This window comes from Bradyrhizobium sp. AS23.2 (assembly GCF_001908185.1).
Lineage (GTDB): Bacteria > Pseudomonadota > Alphaproteobacteria > Rhizobiales > Xanthobacteraceae > Bradyrhizobium.
The window spans coordinates 13748-35399 of the sequence record NZ_LGHM01000071.1; the positions used below are offsets into that span (position 1 = coordinate 13748).

Here is a 21652-nt window from a genome sequence, read left to right on the forward strand (position 1 = left end):
GTCCTTTGGCAAATCACCGCATACCCGATCAGCAAAATGGGCACTCGCTGGGGACGGTTTTGGGGACCTAGCTACGTGCCAGTGATTTTTTAGAACGATTTCAATATGATACTAATAAACCATGGCGGAGAGGGAGGGATTCGAACCCCCGATAGGCTTGCACCTATGCCGCATTTCGAGTGCGGTGCATTCAACCACTCTGCCACCTCTCCTTGGTGCGCCAAATCGGGGCAGGAACCCCTGTGGTCGGGGCGTGTAATAGGCGAGGATGGCGGGCCAGACAAGGCGCGAAAGGGGAAAATCCGCTGCCTCTTTCATCCCTGGTCTCATTCACGAAGGAACCGCCATGGAGCATCTGACGATCGAGGCCAATGGCGCCAATTTCCACCTGGTTCGCGCCGGGCGGGGGCAAACCGCTGCTTTTGCTGCATGGTTGGCCGGAATTCTGGCTGACCTGGGAGCCGGTCATGGCGCGACTGGCGGACCGTTTCATGCTGATCGCGCCCGATCTGCGCGGCTTTGGCGACAGCGACAAGCCCGACGGGCCCAACGGGCCGGAGGGCCATGCGGCGGACATGCTGGCGCTGATGGATCGATTCGGCATCGCGCGATTCGGGGTGGTTGGCCATGATGTCGGCGGCCCCGTCATGCAGACCCTCGCGCGGCAGGCACTTCCCGCATTGGGCAGATCCAGATCGCGCGGCAGCGGAAATCGCGGCGTTCTTTCAGCGTATCGGCTGGAGCTGAACGGCAGGCCACGTCACGCAAAGAACGGGTGGGACCGCCAGACGCGGTAAACACTGGCGGTCCCGTTGCCGCTCATTGAAATTCTGGCCAGGAAGGGCGGCTTCGCCGGCCAGGTGAGGCGACGATTCGACCCTAGCGTGCAGCCCGGGCGCCGCAACGCAAAGTGTTCCTTAACCTAACCAGTCAAGGTTACTCCTTGCCGTTCTTGCCCTTTTTCTTGCCGTTCTCAGTAGAATCACGGTTTTTTCCGTTACCCGCGTCCTTGCGGCGATTGGTGAAGCGGGCATTGCCAAGGCCCGTGCCGATGGTCAGCACGCCCCAGCGATCGACATCCTGCATGAACGGCACCTCGGAGAGGCCCTGAACCACGCCGTCATTGTGCATCACGATTGCAGTGTCGTGCTCGCCGATCTCAGGGATGCCCTCGATCAGGCTCGCCGGCAGGTTGAACTTGCTGCTCTCCCAATTGCCCGGCAGGTTCTGCGCGCCCTTCTCGATCGAGCCGTCCTCGTTGATCACGCCGGGACAGGCAATGCCGATGAAGGGCGCGAGCTTGAGGCCTTCGCTCTCGGCCACCGTGATCAGCCCCTTCAGCATCTTCGTGAGCCGCTTCACCGCGCCTTCGCGGGTCGGCTCGTCGTCGGCATGACGCCACGGCTCGGATTTCGCGACCCGCGCCTTCGAGAGATCCTTGGCCTTCTTCCAGTTCGTCTCCACCAGGCCACAGCGGATGTTGGTGCCGCCGATATCGACCGCGAGAATGCTGTCATAGGTCTCGAAGATCCAGGATGGCGCCAGATGCAGCGCGCCGATCAGGCCGGCCTCGTCCGGGTGATGGCGGATCGGCTGCAAATCGATCTTGAAGTCTTCGGCCTTGAGGATGATCTCGGTGCGCGCGATCGCCAGTTCACCGAGCCTCGAATCGCGAAATCCGCCGCCGACCACGATGCGCTCGGTCTTGGCCCAGGCCTTGGTCTTGAGGAAGCGGCGCGTGACGTAAGCGAGCTCCTGGGCAAAATCCTCGATCGCGCTATGCACGACCGCCGAGGCCTCGGTGTCGTCGCCGACCAGCATGGCGTCCAGCGTCTTCTTGCTGATGTTCTCAGACGGCTCCTTGCCGAACGGGTCCTCGCCGGACTTGCGCAGCGGCTTGCGCCAGCGGTCGAGGATTTTGCGAAACGCGCCCTTGCTGGCGCGGTCGCCAAGGAAGCCGTCCTCGTCCTTCATCTCGATATTGAAACTGTCGACGTCCACCGACGGCAGCCGCTCGGCGCCGTGATGGGCGATGCCCGTCGTCTTGACCAGCTCGTCTGTTGCCATGGGAGCCTTTGCACGCTTACCTGTTCCGGCCGGGACAACGGCGCGGGAACCGGTTGGTTGCAGCGCGGGCCGGGATTCGATTCGAGCTGGTGGATGCGGTCCAAATCCTTCAAATCCGGGCCTTTTCCGGCGGTTTTCCTTGACTCTCGGCGTCCGGCGGCTATAAGTCCCACAACCGGCGCGGGGCGTTTCTCGCGCCGCGTGCTTTTGCGTGGTTTTTCAAAGGGATAACTCCCGCCCACGCGAAATTCGCATAAACCCTTAGCGACTGACAAAAAGCCGGCCCGGACAATCCGTCACGAGGCCGGGATTGAACACGAAGGAAAAAAACGATGTTCGCAGTCATCAAAACCGGCGGCAAGCAATACCGCGTCGTTCCGGATGATGTTCTCGAAGTAGGCAAGATCGCCGGCGAAGTCGGCACGATCGTGCAGTTGAATGAAGTCCTGGTGGTCGGCGGCGACACGCCGGTCCTGGGCGTTCCGACGGTCGCAGGTGCGTCCGTTGCGGTCGAGGTGCTCGACCACAAGCGCGGACCGAAGGTCATCGCGTTCAAGAAGCGCCGCCGCAAGAATTCGCGCCGCAAGCGCGGCTATCGCGACGAGATCACGGTTCTGCGCGTCACCGAGATCCTGACGGACAACGCCAAGCCCACCAAGGGCCCGCGTCCGAAAAAGGAAAAGGTGGCAAAGGAAGCCGCCGAGTAACGAGAATCGATCACGCCAATTCACGAATTGATGCGTGAGAAATTTTGAAATGATTCCGTCAAGGAATTGACCTAGAACTACGTAGGATTTCGGAGACGAGCCATGGCTCACAAAAAAGCAGGCGGTTCATCGCGCAACGGACGCGATTCGAAGGGTAAGCGCCTCGGCATCAAGGCGTTCGGCGGGGAGGTCGTCACTCCCGGCAACATCATTGCGCGTCAGCGCGGCACCACTTGGCACCCCGGCCTCAATGTCGGCATGGGCACGGACCACACTTTGTTCGCCAAGGTTGAAGGGCGCGTTGCGTTCCAGGCCAAAGCCAACGGCCGCACCTTCGTATCGGTACTCCCGATTGCAGAGGCGGCTGAATAGACGGTGGATCAAATTTGGAGTCCGCCGGGTCCTGACCAAACCGGCGGAGTCCACGAGAAGGCTCCAGGGGAGGCGGGAAACCGGCCTCCCCTTTCGTTTGACTAGTTCACTTTACCTTAGTGACTTTGACGGAGCCGAACATGTTGCAGGATTTCTCGAGCGTGACCTTGCGGGAGGCAAGACCGAGCGTCGTCGCCACCGAGCGGCTGACCTTGCGGCGGCCGACACTCGCCGATGTCAGGACCATTGCCCGGCTCGCCAACGACCGCCGCGTCGCGGAGAACACCCGCCGCCTCCCCCATCCCTATTCGCAGGACGACGCCGTCGAATTCGTCCGCGCCACCGCCGAGCTCGGCAGCGAGACCGCGTTCCTGATCGAGTACGACACCACGCCGGTCGGCATGGTCGGCATCGACTGCTCCACGCCTGACAATGCCGAGCTCGGCTACTGGCTCGGCGTCGAGCACTGGGGCCAGGGCTTTGCCACCGAGGCTGCGCGCGGCGCGATCGACTTCTTCTTCGAGGAGTTCGAGGACGATCATCTCCATGCGGGCGCGCGCGTCACCAATCCGGCTTCGCGCAGCGTGCTGGAAAAGTGCGGCTTCCAGTGGAGCGGCGTCCAGCTGCACCGCTTCCTGGCGCTGGGATCCTCCACGCCCGTCGACTGCTTCCGCCTCTCGCGCGGGGTGTGGGCGTCGCTGAAAAGCTGGAGCAGCGCGAGACGGGTGAGGTAGGGCGCTGGCCCATCCTCAATCACCACTGTCGTCCCGGGGCGCGACGAAGTCGCGAGCTATGATGCGCAATTGCGCATCTGAGGACCCATAACCACAGGAAGCAGTTGTGACGCGAGGCTCCCACTCCGAGTCTTCGCAAAATTACTCCTTGTGGGTGTCGCGACGAGCGCAAGCGCTCGCGCGGAGGTCCCCAGATCTGCGCTTCGCTTGTCCGGGACGACAGTGTGGCCGCACTACGCCGGCGGATTCACCTCTGTGCTCCCAGCGCATCTCGCCGCCACGCGCCGGGGCTGACGCCAACCGTCGCGGAGAAGACCCGTGTGAAATGGCTCTGGTTGGCAAAGCCGGCCGAGATCGCAATCTCGGAGAGCGACAAACCGCGTACGCTCATCAGCTGCTTGGCGGTCCTCACGCGATGATGCAGAAGCCAGCGATGCGGCGGCAGGCCGGTCGAGGCTCGAAACGCACGTGAGAAATGGCTGACCGAGAGGCCGAGCTCGGCTGCAATCGACTGCAACGGCAGCTTGCCGCCGATGTCGGCTTCAAGCTTTTCGCAGGCGCGCGTCACCTGCCAGGGTGCAAGGGCACCACGGCTGGGCTCGGTCTTGTGCCGCAATCCGCCATAGGCCTGCGCGACATGGGCGGTGAACGCAAGCATCATGTGATCGATGAAGATCTGATTGGCTTCGTCCGGCCGTCGCAGCCCCTCGCGCAATGAAGCCCCGATATGGCGCACGATGGCATCATCGTGCCCGACAGGCTTGCAATCGAGCGGGTCAATGCGCGGCGTACCCGATTGATCGGCGAGGCTGTCGAGCGCCGAATGCGGCACGTAGAAATGAAGGGAATGAAGCGGCTTGTCGATCACGTAACGCGGGTCACGTTTGAGATCGTAGAGATAGGTCGTGCCGGCGTGGACGTCCGCCTTCTTGAGATGGCGCCCATGTTCCCATATCTCGCAATCCGGATAGTCAAGAAGCTTCAAGCTGACGAGATAGGCATCTTCCGCAGCGAACGAGCCGGAAAGACCCGGCACGGGATTGTCGTTGCGCGTTTCGGTCACTGCTATCTCAGTGCTGCGCAGCGAACGGGTCACCAATGAAGGCGGTGTATCCCCGAGGCGCAGGAATTCCCCTAACCGCTCTCCGTAAGCGCCAGTCCGCGTCATTGGATTGTCTCTTCTGTGAACGTCCAAGGGCAGGCCACAGCGCCTTGCAATTTGCAGAACCGTTTATCGGATATTCGCCGATAGCTGTCCACGGCCGCCGACGCAGGGCTCACCCGCTCGTTCCGGGCGATGGGCCCGATCATTTTCGAGCAATTTCAGTACGATTTCATTCGCCTCCCGACCCGGGGGAACCGTTGCCGAACCGAGGCGAGGACATCACGAGTTTTCACAAACGCACGCAAAGTGCGGCCCGACGTCGCGCCAAGGCGCCCGTGGAGCAGGATCAGGCAACACACGGCAGCATCGGGAAAGACGAGGACCTTCATACCGCCTAGAACCCGCAAATGACCGGTCTCAAAGTCCGAACGGACCTGGATCGAGATCAGCAAGTCACGACGGCGAAGCGATCGACAAGAGGTCACGATGATTGCGGCAAGCGCATTGATCGGCTCGTTTGCTTCAAGCCAGGTATCGCGCCTAATCATGAACACTATTGCCGACGATTCCAACCGCCCGCTCGTCCTGGTCGTGGACGACGACGAGGAGATCCGCTCGGCGATCTATGAGCTCTTGTTGTCGGTCGGCATCGACGCATGCTGCTTTGGATCGACCCAGGAACTGCTCAGGGCCGAACTTCCGGATCGGCCCGGGTGCCTGATCCTCGACGTTCGCATGCCCGGCGCAAGCGGGCTGGATCTCCAGCAGCATCTCGTCTCCCGTAACAATATGCGGCCGATCATCTTCCTGACCGGCCATGGCGACATCGCGATGACCGTCCAGGCGATGAAGGCCGGCGCCATCGACTTTCTTACGAAACCTGTGCGCGACCAGACGCTGCTCGACGCGGTCGCGGCTGGGATCGAGAAGGACATCTCGCAGCGCGCCGCGACCCGCCTCGTCAAACAATATGCCGATCGCTACGAAAGGCTGACGCCGCGCGAGCGCGAGGTCTTGCGCGAGGTGGCGAGAGGCCGGCTCAACAAGCAGATCGCATTCGACCTCGACATCAGCGAGGTCACCGTCAAGCTGCACCGCGGCAACGTGACGAGAAAGCTCGAGGCAGCGTCGGTCGGTGACCTCATCCGGATCTGGGGCGCACTGCCGCAGGAAATTCGAGGGGAGCATCCATCCTACACCAAAGAATAGATACATCCCCGCCAGCAATGGGCAGATGGTCGCGGGGCCATGCCAGCGAAAGACATCTGCTTGTCCAAGACGCCTTTAGTAGCCATCGTCGATGACGATGAAGCGGTGCGAGAGGCTCTTTCCGATCTCCTGCTGGTCCTGGACGTTGCGTGCCGCACCTTCGAGCGGGCGGAAGCCTTCATGGCCGAGTTCGCGCCAGACCGCTTCGATTGCCTGATCACCGACGTGAGCATGCCGGGCCGTAGCGGGCTCGAGTTGCAGGAGAGACTACGGGAACTGGGCTCGTCAATGCCGGTCATCTTCATCACCGCCGACACGGATCCTGACACGCGCGTGCGGGCACTGAAAGGTGGCGCCTATGCGTGCCTGACCAAGCCGGTCAATGACGAGGTGCTGTTTCATCTTCTCCAGAACGCGATGGATCACGCCGGACGCTCGCGACGCAACGATGGACGGGATCCAACGTCAGATGACTAATCTCACCCGCCCGGCCTCTCCGGGGAATCAGACAACCCCCGTGATCTCTCTTGAAGGAACGGAGCTCGCCGACCTCTCCTCCGAGAGCGTTATCATCAGCGACCTCCACGGCGTCATCCAGTATTGGAATGCGGCCTCGGAAGTCCTGTACGGCTGGCCGGCCCTGGCGATGATCGGCCGACAACTCGGCAAGATTGGATCGCGCGAGCGCGCCGGCATCGATCATATCGACGCATTGCTGCGCGAGGGCCGATGGGATGGCATCGTCTTCCGGCGCAGCGTGACGGGCGCGGAAGTCGCTGCTATCGTGAGGCAAGTGGTCCGGCGCGACGCAACCGGCGCCGTGCGCGATATCGTCGAGTTCGGGCGCGACGCGACTCCGCTCAGCGAGACCGCATACCTGCGCATGGACGCCGAATTGCAGGGTTCGCTGGCCGCGTCCTGGGAGCTGGACACATCGGCCGCCCGGCCGATGCTCGATGCGATCGCAGAGAATGGGCGCAATGGAGCGCCCGTCGATCTCAAGCTGCGCCCGGACTGGGTTGATGGGCTCTTGACCGCGACTCGTATCCTGGCTGTCAACGATCGCGCGGTCCGCATGTTCGGTGCCCATGCCGGGCACGAGCAGATGATCGGTCAGCCGATTGGCACGTTCTGGCCGGCGGAGAGCCGCACCATTCTAGCCGAGCTGATCGAACAGGTCGCAAGCGGCCGTTCGCACCTCGAGACCCGCAGGATGGTGCTGAGCGGGGCCATCCGCAATCCCATCGTCCGTGTCTGGCATTCCGCGGAGCCGAAGCCGCCCGGCAGCCTGCTCGTGACGATCAACGGCGCAGTCAGCGATTACCGCACATCCTGGGAGCTGCAAGCGAGCGAGGACCGATACCGACGGCTCATCCGAAACCTGCCGACGGCGCTGTGGCAGGTCGATTCACGGCGCGCCGGCGAGGCTTTCGATGCGCTGAAGGCAAGGGGCGTTCGCGATATTGCCAGCTACCTGAGGCAAACCCCCGACCTCGTCGAACATGCCAAGGACATCGTTCGCGTGACGGACGTCAATCGGGACGCGATGTCACTGTTTCGCGCCCAAAATCCAGCCGAACTGATCAAGCCGGTTCGATACCTCTTTGCGGCCGCGCCGGGTCTTGCCGAGCGCGTCATGGTTGCGCACTTCGAAGGCCGGCGCAATCTGATCGAGGAAACCCGGATACGCGCGTTCGACGGCTCGATCATCGACGTCCTGTTCACGGTCACCTATCCCGTTCCCCCCGAACAACTGGACAACACCTTCATCACCATCCAGGACATCAGCGAGCGGCTCAACTCGGAACGGCAGCTCCGCAAGTTGCAGGCCGATTTCTCTCATGCTGGCCGCATCGCAACACTCGGAGAGCTGGCGACGTCGATCGCCCATGAGATCAATCAGCCGCTTGCGGCCATCGTGACCAATGGCGAGACGAGTCTGCGGTGGCTGGCGCGCACCGATCAAAACATCGAGAAGGTCACGCAGCTCACCTCCCGGATCGTGACGAATGCCCGCCGCGCGAGCGAGATCATCCACCGCATCCGGAGCATGGCCGCGAAGCACGAACCGGAGAAGCGTCTCCTGGACATCAATGAGATTGCCAGGGAAGCCCTGCTGTTCATTCGCCACGATATCGATTCGAAATCGATCGCCCTCTCGACGACTTTTGCCCCGGGACTTCCGCAGGTGCTGGGGGACCGGATTCAGTTGCAGCAAGTGATCATCAACCTGCTCGTCAACAGCGTCCAGGCAGTGGTGCAATCCGGACAGCCGACGCGGCGGATCGATATCCAGACGTCGGTCGACGACGGAGGTGCGGTCGGCTTTTCCGTGTTCGACAATGGGCCGGGAATTGCCGCAACGGATCTCGCGCATGTCTTCGACAGCTTCTTCAGCACCAAGGATGCCGGAATAGGCATTGGACTTGCCATCTGCCAGTCGATCATCGGCGCGCATGGCGGCAGCATTTCGGGTGCAAACCGCCCGAACGGCGGCGCACATTTTCACTTCGCGCTTCCGGTGCCTGATTGAGGCACCGCGTGCGCAACGGCACGCATCCACCCCATACTATCCCTAGGTACAGGTCAGTCTATTCGCTGAAACAGCGCAACCAGACCCGCTGCACGATTCCGTCGTGCGACCGCCAACCTCATGATCGCAGCAAAGGGAAAGCACGGCGTCGCGCCCACTTGCGAGACATGCCCCGATGCGAGCGGACTTCCATGAGCAAGACCATCTTGCATACTCCTTCGGCAGATCAGCCCGTGGCATCCGATGCGCGCGGAAGTGACCTGCCAATCGGCGCGCGCCGTCCCGCCGACGAGGAAATGGCGCGCGTGCTCAGGACCCGGCCCTTCCGCATGGCCTCCGAGCCGGCTAGCGGCACCATCGCCTACTGGAAGCACGAGCCGCTCCACGAGACCGTCAAGCCGATGACCGATCACGTCATCATGACCTACCCGACCGGTGTGCAGCGGTTGGAGCGGCGCACGGGAAAGGCGACCTCGATCGGGACGGCACGTCCGGGCGTAGTGACCATCATTCCTGCCGGTTCGACGTCGCGCTGGGACATCCACCAGCCCATGCATGTGCTTCAGCTCTATCTGCCCGACAGAACGCTGATGCGCGTGGCCGGTGAAGCCGATGTCAGCACGTCCAGCGATCTCGTCGAGCGGACAGTACATCCCGACCCCATCACATCCCGCTTGCTGATGAGTGCCGTGGACGTCCTGGACGGCAATGCGGCGCTTGACGCGCTGTTCAGGCAGCAACTGACGGATCTTCTCGCGACGCGTCTTCTGGCCGCGCATGCGGGCGCGCCTATTGTGGTGCAGCCGGCGTTGGGCGGCCTGTCACCGAACATCCTGCGGCGGGCCATCGAACGGCTGCGCTCGGACAGCGATGCCGACGTATCGCTCGCCGCGCTCGCCTCGGATGCCGGTCTGTCGCGCTTCCACTTCTGCCGCGCCTTCAAGGAGAGCACCGGATTGTCGCCGCACGCCTGGCTGCGCCAGCATCGTCTTGAGCAAGCCATGAACATGCTGCGCGACACCGATGCTTCGGTCGTCTCGGTAGCGGCCTCGCTCGGCTACTCATCGCAGACCGCCTTCGCCGCGGCGTTCAGGCGGCTGACCGGCGAAACCCCCACCGATTGGAGACGACGCGCACGTTAGCAGCAATCGCTCTGCAATCGCGTCAATCGCGCTGGGGCATCGGCACATGCAGTTCGCTAGTGATCGTCTTGCCCATAGCAATGAAACGGAAACGAACAGATGGCCTTGATCAGCTCCGTCAGTCGAATCGCCGGCATCTCGCGGCGAAAAATTCTCGCAACCACCCTCATGTACGCGGCTTCGATGACCGTCCGCTCGACCTCGGCGGCAGGCAAGGACGCGAAAGCTTCGCTTCTCCCCGCCGAAAGGAGCGGTGCCATGACGTCAGTCACCACCAGCGACGGCGTGCGGATTTTCTACAAGGACTGGGGACCGAAGTCCGCGCAACCGATCGTCTTTCACCACGGCTGGCCGCTGAGCTCCGACGACTGGGATGCGCAGATGCTCTGCTTCCTCGGTAAAGGCTTTCGCGTCATCGCGCATGATCGCCGCGGCCATGGCCGCTCGAGTCAGGTCAGCGACGGACACGACATGGATCAATATGCGGCCGACGTCGCAGCGCTCGTCGAGCATCTCGATCTCCGCAACGCCATTCACATCGGCCACTCGACCGGTGGCGGCGAGGCTACGCGCTACGTCGCGCGTTACGGCCGGGATCGTGTGGCCAAGCTGGTCCTCATCGGCGCCGTGCCACCCCTGATGCTGAAGACCGAAGCCAATCCAGGTGGCTTGCCTCTCGAGATATTCGATGGCCTGCGCCGGCAGCTCGCCGCCAACAGGCCGCAGTTCTACCTCGATTTCGCGAGCGGCCCCTTCTACGGCTACAATCGGCCGGGCGCGGAGCCTTCACAGGCGGTGATCTGGAATTGGTGGCGTCAGGGCATGATGGGCAGTGCCAAGGCTCACTACGACTGCATCAAGGCTTTCTCCGAAACCGACTTCAGCGAAGATCTGAAAGCCATCTCCGTGCCGACGCTCGTCCTGCACGGGAGCGACGACCAGATCGTTCCCGTCGCGGACTCGGCGCCGCTGTCGGCGAGGCTCCTGAAGCACAGCACCCTGAAGATCTACGACCTGCTGCCGCACGGCGTGTGCACGACACATCCCGACATCGTCAACGCCGACTTGCTCAAATTCGTGACGGCGTAGCCCTCGCTTTCACTGGAAAGAACCAAACCAAGGAATAATCGACATGCGACTCGTCATCATTGGCGCCGGCTTTGCCGGCATGTACGCCGCCCTCTCCGCCGCCCGACTGCGCGACATCCAGGGTGTTTCGCCCGAGAAGCTCGAGATCGCACTGGTTGCGCCCGAGCCGACGCTGGTGGTTCGCCCGCGGCTCTACGAGCCGAAGCCGGAAACCTTGACAGCGCCGCTTCAGGATGTCCTGAAGGCGATCGACGTCATCTACGTCCAAGGCAGTGCCGAGACGATCGACACCAGGACCAGGGTGATCGATATCGCCGCGGCCAAGGGCGTAAAGAAGCAGCTCCCCTATGACCGGCTGGTCGTCGCCACCGGCAGCCGGCTGTTCCGGCCCAACATTCCCGGTCTCGCCGAGCACGGTTTCAGCGTCGATCAGCTCGACGACGCCATCGCGCTTGACCGGCACCTCCATGGCCTGGCGAGCCGGCCCGCATCGAAGGCGCGCGACACGGTCGTCGTTGCGGGCGGCGGCTTCACCGGTATCGAGGCCGCGACCGAGATTCCGTCGCGGCTGCGCGAGATCCTCGGCAAGGAGGCCAAGCCGCGCGTCGTTATCGTCGACCGCAACCAGGCGATCGCACCCGACATGGGTGCAGGCCCCCGCCCGATCATCGAGGATGCGCTGCGCAAGCTTGAGGTCGAGACAAGACTCGGAGCCGGCGTCACCTCGCTCGACAAGTCCGGGGTTACGCTCTCCACTGGCGAGCACATCGAAAGCGCGACGGTGATCTGGGCGGCCGGCATGCGCGCCGCACCGTTGACCGCGCAGATTCCCGCCGAGCGCGACAATTTCGGCCGGCTGCTGGTCGACCGAGAACTGCGCGTGCTTTCCGTGGACGGCGTCTTTGCCACCGGCGATGCCGCGCGGGCCCCATGCGACGATGACGGCAACTACGCGCTGATGTCGTGCCAGCACGCGACACGGATGGGCGCCTTTGCCGGCAACAATGCCGCTGCCGAACTCCTGGGCGTTCCGATCAAGCCGTATCACCAGAAGGCCTACGTCACCTGCCTCGATCTCGGCGAAGCCGGCGCGCTGTTCACGCGCGGCTGGGAACGCAAGGTCGAGATGGTCGGCGAGACCGCCAAGAAGACCAAGCAGGAGATCAACACTGTCTGGATCTACCCGCCCCGCGCCGAGCGCGCCGCGGCGCTCGCGTCGGCCGATCCGGAACGTGTGACTGACCTCTAGACCGATGACGGCCGCACTCCCCTGGCTGCGCGGCCTGCACGACCAAGTCTAGCCAGGACCAAGACCAACCAAGCGCCTTTACCGTGAAACAGGAGACAAACATGAACCTGCACAACACCTCGTACCCCGCTGCATCGAAACGCGAAGAGCTCGTCCCGTCGCGCTACGCGGTGAAGGTCGGCGAGATCGACGTGCTGGTGGTCAGCGACGGCGTGCTACCGCTACCAACCGTCATGCTCGGGCACAACGCCGCCCCGGCCGACCGGGCGACCTGGCTGCACGACATGTTCCTGCCGACGGACGCTTTCGACTGGGCGCTGAACGCGGTCATGGTCCGCAGCGGCGACAAGACCATCCTCATCGACGCTGGACTGGGGTCCGATCCGGACCTCCACTTGCCGCGGGCCGGCCAGCTGATCAAGCGGCTCGAGGCCGCCGGCATCGATCTTGGGTCCGTGACCGACCTGGTGCTGACCCACATGCACATGGACCACGTGGGCGGACTGCTCGTCGACGGCGTGAAGGAGCGGCTGCGTAAAGACCTGCGGATCCACGTGGCGGCCGCCGAAGTCAAATTCTGGGAGTCGCCCGATTTCACCCACACCTCAATGCCGCCGGGGTTCCCGGACGCGCTTCGGTCGGCCGCCAAGCGGTTCGTGAACGAGTACGGGAGTCACCTCAGGCAGTTCGATGAGGAGCACGAGGTTGCGCCGGGCGTCGTCGTCCGTCGCACCGGCGGTCACACTCCCGGACACAGCGTGGTTCGCGTGGCGTCCGGCGGCGAGGGGCTGACGTTCGCCGGAGACGCCGTGTTTGCCGTCGGATTCGACCAACCCGACTGGCACAACGGTTTCGAACACGACCCCGAGGAGGCGGCGCGCGTTCGGGTCCGGCTCTTGCGAGAGCTTGCTGAGACCGGCGAGATGCTGGTGGCCACTCACCTGCCGTTCCCGTCCGTCGGCCGGGTCGCGGTCGACGGCGACGCCTTTCGTTGGGTGCCGGTCTTCTGGGATTACTGACCGATTGTTGCGTTAGGCCGAACGGGGGCGCGCACTCAGATCGTCAATGAGTTCGCGCCCTATCGTTCTTTGCCGCACTAAGCCGGCGGATTCACCTCTGCGCTCTCGCGGCCAAGATCGCGCTCGCGCAAATAGATGTAGAAGCCGGCGCCGACGATGATGGCGGCGCCGACGATGGTGGCGATCTGTGGCACGTCGCCGAACACGACGAAGCCGAAGATGACGGCCCAGACGATCATCGAATATTGGTAAGGTACCACAACGCTCGCCGGCGCCAGCTTAAGCGAGCGGTTGACGCAGAACAGCGCCGTCACCGAGACGCATCCCGCCAGCGCGAAGATCACGAGGCTCCCAGGGGTCGGCGGCACCCAGTGGAACGCCGACAGCGCAGCGCCCAGCGAAAACGTGCCGATGAATTGCGAGGATGCCATCACGATGTCGGGCGTCTTGCGCAGGCTGCGCGTGATCAGCATCAAGGTGGCGAAGGAGAGGCTGCCGCCAAGCGCGATCAGCGCCGGCAGGCTCACCGTCTGAGCGGACGGCCGCAACGCGATCAGCACGCCGCAGAAGCCGATCAGGATCGCGGTCCAGCGCCGCCAGCCGACCTTCTCGCCCAGGAAGATCGCCGACATCGCAGTGACGAAGATGGGCCCGGCCAGATAATAGGTGATGACGTCGGCGAGCGGCAGATAGACCGTCGCGAGGAAGAAGGCGGCCACTTCCAGCGTCGACAGGATGACGCGGAAGAGCTGCAGGAGCGGCCGCTCCAGATGCAGGAACTGATGACGCTGCCGCCAGATCAGCGGCGCCAGCAGCAGCAGCGCCGCACAGGCGCGCAGGAACAGCAGCTGCCCCACCGAATACGTCCCGACCAGGAACTTGCCCATGGCGTCGCCGAACGAGAACATGAAGATCGACAGCACCATGAGTGCAATGCCGGCCAGGGGTGCCGAGCGCTCGTCATAGGCGGAGAGATTCTTGAACAGGGGCATAGATACGAGCGTGAGTTCGGGGGCTCGTCATTGCGAGCGAAGCGAAGCAATCCACACCGTCTCTACGGCGCCAGTCTGGATTGCTTCGTCGCCTCGCTCCTCGCAATGACGGAGGACGGGTGGCGGCCTCAATAGGACCGACGCTAGCCGTTTTAATGACGTGAGCAACAGGGACAAGCCCACCTTAATCGAATTGAACGGATTGTCGCACTCCCTCCAACGCGGTAGCGATAGGTGTCTCCGAATTAGAGAGCATGGACATGACCGACTTCGACCCGGCCCAACATCGCATGATCCCCACGCAACGCTGGTTTGAGGATTTTGTGGTCGGCGAACGCTTCGTGCTGCCGAGCCGGACCCAGACCTCGGCGGTGTTCGCGGCGTTCCAGACCGCGAGCGGCGACACCCACCCCGTGCATTACGATGTGGAATATTGCCGCAGCCGCGGCATGCCGCACCTGCTGGCTCACGGCTTTCAGACACTGATTCACACCGCGCCCGGCGCGGGCTTGTTTCCGTTCATGGTCGAGGAGTCCCTGGTCGGCTTCCTCGAGCAATCGAGCCGGTTCCTCAAACCCGTCTTCGCCGACGACACCATCTATCCCGCGCTCGAGGTCACCGAGCTCGTGCCGGGCCGTTCGACCGGCGTGGTGACGCTGGCGAGCACGATCTTCAACCAGCGCAAGGAACTGGTGCTGGAAGGGATGCAGAAATTCCTGATCCGCCGGCGGCCGACGTAACGGTTACTCGATCACCTCGTCGGCGCGAGCGACGAGCGCAGCCGGAATATCCAGGCCTATCGCCTTGGCGGCTTTCAGATTGATGATCAGCCGGAATATGCTGGGCTGATAGAAAGGAATGTCGCCAGGCTTCGCGCCGTTGAGAATATGGTGCACGTCTGCGGCCAATCGTTCGGCGAGCTCGGCAAGATCGGGTGCGAACGCGATCAGCCCACCCCGCTCCACATAATCGCGATAGGGGTACATGACTGGAACGCGGTACTTTTGCGCCAATTCGACGACGGCAGCACGCTGCGCGAGAAAGCTGCCGCCTTCATCGATGATCACAGCATCGACTCTCTGCTGCGCCATCTCGGAAAAGCCTCGCTCCAGCGCCGCATCGTCCACCAGCGCGAGCATGGAGCGGATGACCGTGACCTGCATGCGCCGGGCGACCTCGTCCTGATAGGCCGGATCGTTATTGACGCCGGACAAGAGGTAGCCGATCGTCGACGCGGCCGGCATCACCTCCTTCAGGATCTGCAGTCGCTTGCCGTAAATCTGGCTTCCGGCATTGATACTTACGCCCGTGAGGTTGCCGCCCGGACGCGCAAGATTGGTCACCAGGCCTCCCGTGAGCGGATCGCCCACCAGCGCGACGATTGGGGTCGTCTTGGTCGTCGCCACGAAGATTTTGACCAGATCGTTGAAGTTGGTGACGATGACATCAGGCTTGCGACCGATGACGTCGGCAACGACCGAGGCAAAGCGATCGGTGCGGCCTTCGGCCGAGAACCGTTCGATAACAAGGTTTTGTCCTTCGATATTGCCTAGCCGGCGCAACGTCTCATGGAAGCGCCGCACCCAGAATGGTCCGCCACGCTCGGTCAACTGGTCGGCTGGAATGCCTGAGTGAACGAGCGCCAGCCGCCTGGGCTTCTGCTGCGCCTGCGCCTGCAGCGGCAACAAGGCGGCACCACCGACCAGTCCGATGAAATCGCGCCGCCGCATTCGCGCTCCCTGCCCGTCACGCGCCCGAGTCCAGCTATATCACAGCCTGCGCCTTGAAACCCCGGCTCAGGGTTAAGCAAGGGCCAAAATTCGCGGAAATTCGGCCGATTCACGGGTCAATTCGGGTTGCCGCGCCTGCCCGGCTGGCCTACCTATGGCCCATGAAATTCCTCGACGAAGCAAAGGTCTATATCCGCTCCGGTGACGGCGGGAACGGCTGCGTGGCGTTCCGCCGCGAGAAGTTCATCGAATTCGGCGGTCCCTCCGGCGGCAATGGCGGCCGCGGCGGCAATGTCGTCATCGAGGTCGCCGACGGCCTCAACACGCTGATCGACTACCGCTACCAGCAGCACTTCAAGGCCCAGAAGGGCGAGAACGGCATGGGCTCGGACCGCCACGGCGCCAACGGCAAGGCGATCGTGCTCAAGGTCCCCGTGGGCACGCAGATCTTTGACGAGGACCGCGAGACGCTGGTCCACGACTTCACCAAGGTCGGTGAAAAGTTCGTGCTGGCCGAAGGCGGCAATGGCGGCTTCGGCAACGCGCATTTCAAGTCGTCGACCAACCGCGCGCCGCGCAACGCCAATCCCGGCCAGCCCGGTGAAGAGCGCTGGATCTGGCTGCGGCTGAAGCTGATCGCGGATGCCGGCCTGGTCGGCCTGCCCAATGCCGGCAAGTCGACCTTCCTCTCCAAGGTCAGCGCGGCAAAGCCGAAGATCGCCGACTACCCCTTCACCACGCTGCATCCGCAGCTCGGTGTCGTGAATGCCGACGGCCGCGAATTCGTGCTGGCCGACATTCCCGGCCTCATCGAAGGCGCGCATGAAGGCGCGGGCCTCGGCGACCGCTTCCTCGGCCATGTCGAGCGCTGCCGCGTGCTGCTGCATCTCGTCGATGCAACCTGCGAGCATGCCGGCAAGGCGTACAAGACGGTACGCAAGGAGCTCGACGCCTATGGCGGGCTGCTGACCGACAAGATCGAGATCGTTGCGCTGAACAAGATCGACGCGGTCGAGCCGGACGAATTGAAGAAGCAGAAGGACCGGCTGAAGCGCGCCGCCAAGAAGACGCCGCTGCTGCTTTCCGGCGCGACCGGTCAGGGCGTGAAGGAAGCCTTGCGCGCACTTGCGGACGTGATCGGCGAGAGCCCGGTGTCCAGCAAGGCCAAGAGCGCGGCCGAAGCGGAGCCTTGGTCGGCGTAGTTAGAGCGGCACTCTCTCGATACCTCTCCCCAACGGGGCTATGGGAGAGGTTGTCTTCCCGCCATCGATAGCGCAGCATCCGGCAAATCAAGAATGGATGGAGCGATGCATGGCGCGTGCGAAGAACGTACTCTGGATCATGTGCGACCAGCTTCGCTATGACTATCTCGGCTGCACGGGCCATCCCACGCTGAAGACGCCCAACATCGATGCCATGGCCAGGCGTGGCGTGCTGTTCACCAGCGCTTACGTACAGTCGCCGATCTGCGGCCCGTCGCGGATGTCGTTCTACACCGGCCGCTACATGCGCTCGCACGGCTCGCACTGGAACGGCTGGCCCTTGCGTGTCGGCGAGCCCACGCTCGGCGATCACCTCAAGAAGATCGGCGTGCGCAACGTGCTGGTCGGCAAGACCCACATGGCGCCCGACCTCGAAGGCATGAAGGCGCTCGGCATCCCGCCGGAGTCGATGATCGGCGTGCATGTCGCCGAATGCGGCTTTGAGCCTTATGAGCGCGACGACGGCCTGCACCCGACGGGAAGGCCGCGCCCCAAATACGACGAGTATCTGCGCCAGCAGGGATTCGAAGCCACCAATCCATGGGAGCACTGGGCCAATTCGGGCGCGGCCGACGACGGCTCCCTGCAGAACGGTTGGCTGCTCGTGCACGCCGACAAGGCCGCGCGCGTACCGGACGAGCATTCCGAAACGCCCTACATGACGCGGCGCGCGATGGACTTCATCAGCGAAGCCGAAACCGATGGCCGGCCGTGGTGCCTGCATCTGTCCTACATCAAGCCGCACTGGCCCTATATCGCGCCCGAACCCTACGCCAGCATGTATTCGACGGACGACATGATCCCGGTGATCCGCTCCGAGCGCGAGCGGCAGAACCCGCATCCGGTGTTCGGCGCCTACATGGACATGCGCTATTCACGCAACATGGCGCGGGACGATGCCCGGGAGAAGGTGATCCCGACCTATATGGGCCTGATCACGCAGATCGACGACCAGATGGGCGTGCTGATGAAATTCCTGGAGGAACGCGGCCTCCTGGAGACGACCATGATCGTGTTCACCTCCGATCACGGAGATTATCTCGGCGATCACTGGATGGGCGAGAAGGATCTGTTTCACGAACAGTCGGCCAAGATTCCACTGATCGTCATCGATCCGTCCAAGGAGGCTGATGCCACGCGCGGCACGCGCAGCAATGCCCTGGTCGAAGGTATCGATCTCGCGCCGACCTTCGTCGATTATTTCGGCGGCAAGGTATCGGGCCACATCCTCGAAGGACGATCTCTGCTGCCGTTGTTACGCGGTCCCACTCCGCCAGATTGGCGCAAGGTGGCGTTCTCCGAATATGACTACGCCATGCAGGATGTCCGGCTGAAGCTGAACCAGCCGATCGAACGCTGCCGCCTGTTCATGGTGTTCGACGGCCGCTGGAAATACATCCACGCCTCCGGCTTCCGACCGATGCTGTACGACCTCGAAACAGATCCGGAAGAATACGTCGATCGCGGCGACGATCCCGAATGCGCCGGCATCATCGCGCGGCTTCAGGCCGAGCTGTTCGACTGGGCGCTGCATCCGAACGACCACATCACCACGCCGCGCGAGAAGATCGCGGCCTATGCCGACAACCAGCTCCAGGTGAAGGGCGGCATTTTGATCGGCATTTGGGACGAGAAAGAGCTCGCGGCAATCCAGGATGGCATCGCGCAGCGCGCGAAGATATGAGCTGCTTCTTCGCCTCTCCCCGCCTGCGGGGAGAGGCCGGATCGCATCGCCAGATGCGATCCGGGTGAGGGGGCTCTCCGCGAGTCCAACTGTCACCGTCCTCGCGGAAACTCCCCCTCACCCCTACCCTCTCCCCGCAAGCGGCAGGGCGATCGCATATGAAGAAAAACGTGTCGGGAAGCTCGCCTGCGGCCGTCCTTCGAGACGCCCGCCTACGGCGGGCCCTCAGGATGAGGTCACGTTTCGCGGCGAGATATCAAACCCTCATGGTGAGGAGCCCGCCCAAGCGGGCGTCTCGAACCATGTAGGCCGAGCACGGACGGCACCCTCTCAACCGTCATATGCGATAGCCCTGCCGCAAGCGGGGAGAGGGTGAAGATCTCAATTCTCGATCTTGTACCCCGTCGCCTTCACGATCGGCTGCCAGAACGCCGTGTTGGCGGCGAGCTCCTTGGATAGCCCGTCCGCCGTGCTACCGACCGGGATCAGGCCGATCGCAGTGAGCTTCTCCTTCACGTCGGGTTTGGCGAGCGCGGTGCTCGCGGCCGCGCCGAGCTTGCCGGCGAATTCCGGCGGGCTGCCGGCGGGAAGCCACATGCCGTACCAGGCATCGGCGACGAGATCGATGCCGCTCTCCTTCAGCGTCGGGACATCCGGCGCGAAGGGTGAACGTTGCGCGCTCGAGACCGCAATGATCTTCACGCCCTTGGCGCGATGCTGCGGCAGCGCATCCGCCAGTGTCGTGATGCCGAACGAGATGTGGCCGCCAATGATGTCGTTGAGGATCGGCGCGCTGCCGCGATAGGGCACGCGGGTCAGCGGAATGCCGAGATCCTTCCCGAGCTTGGAGCCCATGAAATGCGGAATCGTGCCGTTGCTCGGCACGCCGAACGACGTCTTGTCCGGATGCGCCTTCAGCCAGGCGACAAATCCCTTGAAATCGGCGGCATCGATCGCCGGACCGGTCACGACGGCGAATTCGAACCGCGCCAGCAGCGACACCGGCATGAAATCCTTCGCCGTGTCGAAGCTCGGAATCGTCTCCACCATCGGCAGCAGGTACATGGTGGGGCCTGTCGTCACCAGCACCATGCTGCCATCGGCGCTGCCACCCTTGACCGCCTTGATGCCGATCAGGCCGTCGCCGCCGGTGCGGTTCTCGACCACGATGGTCCGTTGCAGCACCGGCGCCATTTCCTGCGCGATCAGCCGGCACAGCGTGTCGCCGCCGGCTCCCGCCGCGAACGGGAAGACGATTTTTGTAAGCCCGGCTTGTGCCTGCGCTGCGCCCGCCTGTGCCAGCAGCGGCAGGCCGAGACATCCAGCCATGAATTCGCGGCGATCCATACGTTTCCCCTCGAGCCCATTATCGGTTGGCGGCATTAGAACCGGGCCTGCACGCCCAAGACAAGGCCGACGCTGGCCATTTACCATGCCGGCCGCCTTGCGCCGGCCATCGTCCTGCTGCAAAAGCAGGCCTCATCGGCGCCGGCTTTTTGCTCCGCCGTTACCAAGCCCGAGCAATTCGTCGCACACGCCATGGCCAGCCCCGAACTCAGTCAATTCCGCCGCATCGTCGTCAAGGTCGGCTCCGCGCTGCTGGTGGATTCCGACAGGGGCGAGGTGCGCGCCTCCTGGCTCGCCGCGCTCGCCGACGACATGGCCAAGCTGCACCGCGAGGGCCGCGACGTGCTCGTCGTCTCCTCGGGCTCGATCGCGCTCGGCCGCAGCCGGCTCAAACTGCCGCGCGGCCCGCTGAAGCTGGAGGAGAGCCAGGCTGCGGCAGCCGTCGGCCAGATCGCGCTGGCGCGCATCTGGTCGGAGGTGCTCGGGGCACACGGCATCGGCGCGGGCCAGATCCTGGTGACGCTCCAGGACACCGAGGAGCGGCGCCGCTATCTCAATGCGCGCTCCACCATCGGCAAGCTCCTGGAGTGGCGCGCGATCCCCGTGATCAACGAGAACGACACGGTCGCGACCAACGAGATCCGCTACGGCGACAATGATCGCCTTGCCGCGCGTGTCGCCACCATGGCGAGCGCCGACCTCCTGGTGCTGCTGTCCGACATCGACGGGCTGTACGACGCCCCGCCGAAGAACAACCCGAACGCAAAGCTCATTCCCGTCGTCGAGAGCATCTCTTCGGAGATCGAGTCCGTGGCGGGCGATGCCGGATCCGAACTTTCGCGCGGCGGCATGCGCACCAAGGTCGAGGCGGCCAAGATCGCCACCACCGGCGGCACGCACATGCTGATCGCCTCCGGCAAGATCGAGCATCCCCTGCAGGCGATCGCCGATGGCGGCCGCTGCACCTGGTTCCTGACACCGGCCAATCCCATCACCTCGCGCAAGCGCTGGATCGCGGGCACGCTGGAGCCGAAGGGCACGCTGACCATCGACGCCGGCGCGGTGACCGCGCTGCGCGCGGGCGCCAGCCTGCTGCCGGCGGGCGTGATCAAGGTCGAGGGCCAGTTCGCCCGTGGCGATGCCGTGATCGTGCGCGGCCCCGACACCAGCGAGATCGGCCGCGGCCTGATCGCCTACGACGCCGAGGACGCCGAGCGGATCAAGGGTCGCTCGTCCCCGGACGTGATGACCATCCTCGGCATCAGTGGCCGCTCCGAGATGATCCATCGCGACGACCTGGTGGTGGGCGGGTAGTACGAGCCCGTCATTCCGGGATGGTCCGAAGGACCAGACCCTGAATCTCGAGATTCCGGGTTCGGTGCTGACGCACCGCCCCGGAATGACGCCGCGA

Annotated in this window: 20 protein-coding genes, 1 tRNA gene and 1 pseudogene; 15 read left to right on the forward strand and 7 right to left on the reverse strand. The window is 63.6% G+C overall.

Going from position 1 to position 21652, the window contains the following annotated elements; all coding sequences use genetic code 11:
- Window positions 1-122: 122 nt before the first annotated feature.
- Window positions 123-212: transfer RNA gene (locus tag AC630_RS16165), tRNA-Ser, on the reverse strand.
- A 134-nt stretch (window positions 213-346) separates the two neighbouring features.
- On the opposite strand from AC630_RS16165, the pseudogene AC630_RS16170 reads away from it, so the two are divergent.
- Window positions 347-671 (forward strand): annotated as a pseudogene (locus AC630_RS16170) (alpha/beta fold hydrolase); the annotation flags it as partial.
- 265 nt (window positions 672-936) lie between these two features.
- On the opposite strand, the gene AC630_RS16175 reads toward AC630_RS16170, so the two are convergent.
- Window positions 937-2067 (reverse strand): ROK family protein, encoded by a 1131-nt coding sequence (locus AC630_RS16175; RefSeq protein ID WP_074119502.1) that lies wholly within the window; start codon window positions 2065-2067, stop codon window positions 937-939.
- Window positions 2068-2399: 332 nt separating this feature from the next.
- On the opposite strand from AC630_RS16175, the gene rplU reads away from it, so the two are divergent.
- The 3 genes from rplU to AC630_RS16190 all read left to right on the forward strand — a co-directional run bounded on the left by rplU (window position 2400) and on the right by AC630_RS16190 (window position 3880).
- Window positions 2400-2774, forward strand: coding sequence for a 50S ribosomal protein L21 (gene rplU, locus AC630_RS16180; protein ID WP_074119503.1), 375 nt, complete (start codon window positions 2400-2402; stop codon window positions 2772-2774).
- A gap of 102 nt (window positions 2775-2876) precedes the next feature.
- Window positions 2877-3146, forward strand: coding sequence for a 50S ribosomal protein L27 (rpmA, locus tag AC630_RS16185; protein WP_074119504.1), 270 nt, complete (start codon window positions 2877-2879; stop codon window positions 3144-3146).
- A gap of 140 nt (window positions 3147-3286) precedes the next feature.
- Window positions 3287-3880, forward strand: a complete 594-nt coding sequence (locus AC630_RS16190) for a GNAT family N-acetyltransferase (RefSeq protein ID WP_074119526.1) — start codon at window positions 3287-3289, stop codon at window positions 3878-3880.
- A 247-nt stretch (window positions 3881-4127) separates the two neighbouring features.
- On the opposite strand, the gene AC630_RS16195 is transcribed toward AC630_RS16190, so the two are convergent.
- Complete coding sequence (locus tag AC630_RS16195) at window positions 4128-5048, reverse strand: AraC family transcriptional regulator (protein WP_074119505.1); 921 nt, start codon at window positions 5046-5048, stop codon at window positions 4128-4130.
- Window positions 5049-5531: 483 nt separating this feature from the next.
- Between AC630_RS16195 and AC630_RS16205 the strand changes: the two genes are divergently transcribed.
- From AC630_RS16205 to AC630_RS16220, 4 genes are all read left to right on the forward strand, one after another.
- Window positions 5532-6194: a response regulator transcription factor gene (locus AC630_RS16205; RefSeq protein WP_074119507.1), complete on the forward strand. Its 663-nt coding sequence runs from the start codon at window positions 5532-5534 to the stop codon at window positions 6192-6194.
- A 60-nt stretch (window positions 6195-6254) separates the two neighbouring features.
- Window positions 6255-6671 carry a response regulator transcription factor gene (locus AC630_RS16210; protein WP_245330419.1) on the forward strand — a complete coding sequence of 139 codons (417 nt, stop codon included), beginning with the start codon at window positions 6255-6257 and terminating at the stop codon, window positions 6669-6671.
- A gap of 40 nt (window positions 6672-6711) precedes the next feature.
- Window positions 6712-8727 (forward strand): PAS domain-containing sensor histidine kinase, encoded by a 2016-nt coding sequence (locus tag AC630_RS16215; protein ID WP_074119509.1) that lies wholly within the window; start codon window positions 6712-6714, stop codon window positions 8725-8727.
- Window positions 8728-8918: 191 nt separating this feature from the next.
- Window positions 8919-9869, forward strand: a complete 951-nt coding sequence (locus AC630_RS16220) for a helix-turn-helix domain-containing protein (protein ID WP_074119510.1) — start codon at window positions 8919-8921, stop codon at window positions 9867-9869.
- Window positions 9870-9925: 56 nt separating this feature from the next.
- Here AC630_RS16220 and AC630_RS43865 read toward each other — a convergent pair whose 3' ends face one another.
- Window positions 9926-10129, reverse strand: coding sequence for a hypothetical protein (locus AC630_RS43865; protein ID WP_143198077.1), 204 nt, complete (start codon window positions 10127-10129; stop codon window positions 9926-9928).
- On the opposite strand from AC630_RS43865, the gene AC630_RS16225 reads away from it, so the two are divergent.
- From AC630_RS16225 to AC630_RS16235, 3 genes are all read left to right on the forward strand, one after another.
- Window positions 10128-10958, forward strand: coding sequence for an alpha/beta fold hydrolase (locus tag AC630_RS16225; protein WP_074119527.1), 831 nt, complete (start codon window positions 10128-10130; stop codon window positions 10956-10958). The two genes, AC630_RS43865 and AC630_RS16225, sit on opposite strands and share 2 nt — an antisense overlap.
- 43 nt (window positions 10959-11001) lie before the next feature.
- A complete protein-coding gene (locus AC630_RS16230) occupies window positions 11002-12207 on the forward strand; it encodes an NAD(P)/FAD-dependent oxidoreductase (protein WP_074119511.1) in 1206 nt (401 codons plus the stop codon).
- Window positions 12208-12308: 101 nt separating this feature from the next.
- The gene (locus AC630_RS16235; RefSeq protein WP_074119512.1) at window positions 12309-13226 is read left to right on the forward strand and encodes an MBL fold metallo-hydrolase; all 918 of its coding nucleotides are present in this window, start codon (window positions 12309-12311) and stop codon (window positions 13224-13226) included.
- A 77-nt stretch (window positions 13227-13303) separates the two neighbouring features.
- Here AC630_RS16235 and AC630_RS16240 read toward each other — a convergent pair whose 3' ends face one another.
- Window positions 13304-14218: a DMT family transporter gene (locus AC630_RS16240; protein ID WP_074119513.1), complete on the reverse strand. Its 915-nt coding sequence runs from the start codon at window positions 14216-14218 to the stop codon at window positions 13304-13306.
- Window positions 14219-14478: 260 nt separating this feature from the next.
- Between AC630_RS16240 and AC630_RS16245 the strand changes: the two genes are divergently transcribed.
- Complete coding sequence (locus AC630_RS16245; protein WP_074119528.1) at window positions 14479-14958, forward strand: MaoC family dehydratase; 480 nt, start codon at window positions 14479-14481, stop codon at window positions 14956-14958.
- A gap of 3 nt (window positions 14959-14961) precedes the next feature.
- Here AC630_RS16245 and AC630_RS16250 read toward each other — a convergent pair whose 3' ends face one another.
- Window positions 14962-15903 carry an ABC transporter substrate-binding protein gene (locus tag AC630_RS16250; protein ID WP_167561223.1) on the reverse strand — a complete coding sequence of 314 codons (942 nt, stop codon included), beginning with the start codon at window positions 15901-15903 and terminating at the stop codon, window positions 14962-14964.
- Between the two features lie 206 nt (window positions 15904-16109).
- On the opposite strand from AC630_RS16250, the gene obgE reads away from it, so the two are divergent.
- Entirely contained in the window at window positions 16110-17150 is a 1041-nt protein-coding gene (gene obgE / locus AC630_RS16255) for a GTPase ObgE (RefSeq protein ID WP_074119515.1), read from the forward strand.
- Window positions 17151-17259: 109 nt separating this feature from the next.
- Window positions 17260-18894: an alkaline phosphatase family protein gene (locus AC630_RS16260; RefSeq protein ID WP_074119516.1), complete on the forward strand. Its 1635-nt coding sequence runs from the start codon at window positions 17260-17262 to the stop codon at window positions 18892-18894.
- A 381-nt stretch (window positions 18895-19275) separates the two neighbouring features.
- Here the strand turns inward: AC630_RS16260 and AC630_RS16265 are convergent, their stop codons facing one another.
- Window positions 19276-20241, reverse strand: a complete 966-nt coding sequence (locus AC630_RS16265; protein ID WP_074119517.1) for a Bug family tripartite tricarboxylate transporter substrate binding protein — start codon at window positions 20239-20241, stop codon at window positions 19276-19278.
- Window positions 20242-20433: 192 nt separating this feature from the next.
- Between AC630_RS16265 and proB the strand changes: the two genes are divergently transcribed.
- Window positions 20434-21555: a glutamate 5-kinase gene (proB, locus tag AC630_RS16270; protein ID WP_074119518.1), complete on the forward strand. Its 1122-nt coding sequence runs from the start codon at window positions 20434-20436 to the stop codon at window positions 21553-21555.
- The last annotated feature ends 97 nt before the right edge of the window (window positions 21556-21652 follow it).

What these genes read in the sequence shown, in the direction of transcription:
- AC630_RS16175 (WP_074119502.1), bottom strand. Translation starts at nt 2,067, where the DNA reads ATGGCAACAGACGAGCTGGTCAAGACGACGGGCATCGCCCATCACGGC.
- rplU (WP_074119503.1), top strand. Translation starts at nt 2,400, where the DNA reads ATGTTCGCAGTCATCAAAACCGGCGGCAAGCAATACCGCGTCGTTCCG.
- rpmA (WP_074119504.1), top strand. Translation starts at nt 2,877, where the DNA reads ATGGCTCACAAAAAAGCAGGCGGTTCATCGCGCAACGGACGCGATTCG.
- AC630_RS16190 (WP_074119526.1), top strand. Translation starts at nt 3,287, where the DNA reads ATGTTGCAGGATTTCTCGAGCGTGACCTTGCGGGAGGCAAGACCGAGC.
- AC630_RS16195 (WP_074119505.1), bottom strand. Translation starts at nt 5,048, where the DNA reads ATGACGCGGACTGGCGCTTACGGAGAGCGGTTAGGGGAATTCCTGCGC.
- AC630_RS16205 (WP_074119507.1), top strand. Translation starts at nt 5,532, where the DNA reads ATGAACACTATTGCCGACGATTCCAACCGCCCGCTCGTCCTGGTCGTG.
- AC630_RS16220 (WP_074119510.1), top strand. Translation starts at nt 8,919, where the DNA reads ATGAGCAAGACCATCTTGCATACTCCTTCGGCAGATCAGCCCGTGGCA.
- AC630_RS16225 (WP_074119527.1), top strand. Translation starts at nt 10,128, where the DNA reads ATGACGTCAGTCACCACCAGCGACGGCGTGCGGATTTTCTACAAGGAC.
- AC630_RS43865 (WP_143198077.1), bottom strand. Translation starts at nt 10,129, where the DNA reads ATGGCACCGCTCCTTTCGGCGGGGAGAAGCGAAGCTTTCGCGTCCTTG.
- AC630_RS16230 (WP_074119511.1), top strand. Translation starts at nt 11,002, where the DNA reads ATGCGACTCGTCATCATTGGCGCCGGCTTTGCCGGCATGTACGCCGCC.
- AC630_RS16235 (WP_074119512.1), top strand. Translation starts at nt 12,309, where the DNA reads ATGAACCTGCACAACACCTCGTACCCCGCTGCATCGAAACGCGAAGAG.
- AC630_RS16240 (WP_074119513.1), bottom strand. Translation starts at nt 14,218, where the DNA reads ATGCCCCTGTTCAAGAATCTCTCCGCCTATGACGAGCGCTCGGCACCC.
- AC630_RS16245 (WP_074119528.1), top strand. Translation starts at nt 14,479, where the DNA reads ATGACCGACTTCGACCCGGCCCAACATCGCATGATCCCCACGCAACGC.
- obgE (WP_074119515.1), top strand. Translation starts at nt 16,110, where the DNA reads ATGAAATTCCTCGACGAAGCAAAGGTCTATATCCGCTCCGGTGACGGC.
- AC630_RS16260 (WP_074119516.1), top strand. Translation starts at nt 17,260, where the DNA reads ATGGCGCGTGCGAAGAACGTACTCTGGATCATGTGCGACCAGCTTCGC.
- AC630_RS16265 (WP_074119517.1), bottom strand. Translation starts at nt 20,241, where the DNA reads ATGGATCGCCGCGAATTCATGGCTGGATGTCTCGGCCTGCCGCTGCTG.
- proB (WP_074119518.1), top strand. Translation starts at nt 20,434, where the DNA reads ATGGCCAGCCCCGAACTCAGTCAATTCCGCCGCATCGTCGTCAAGGTC.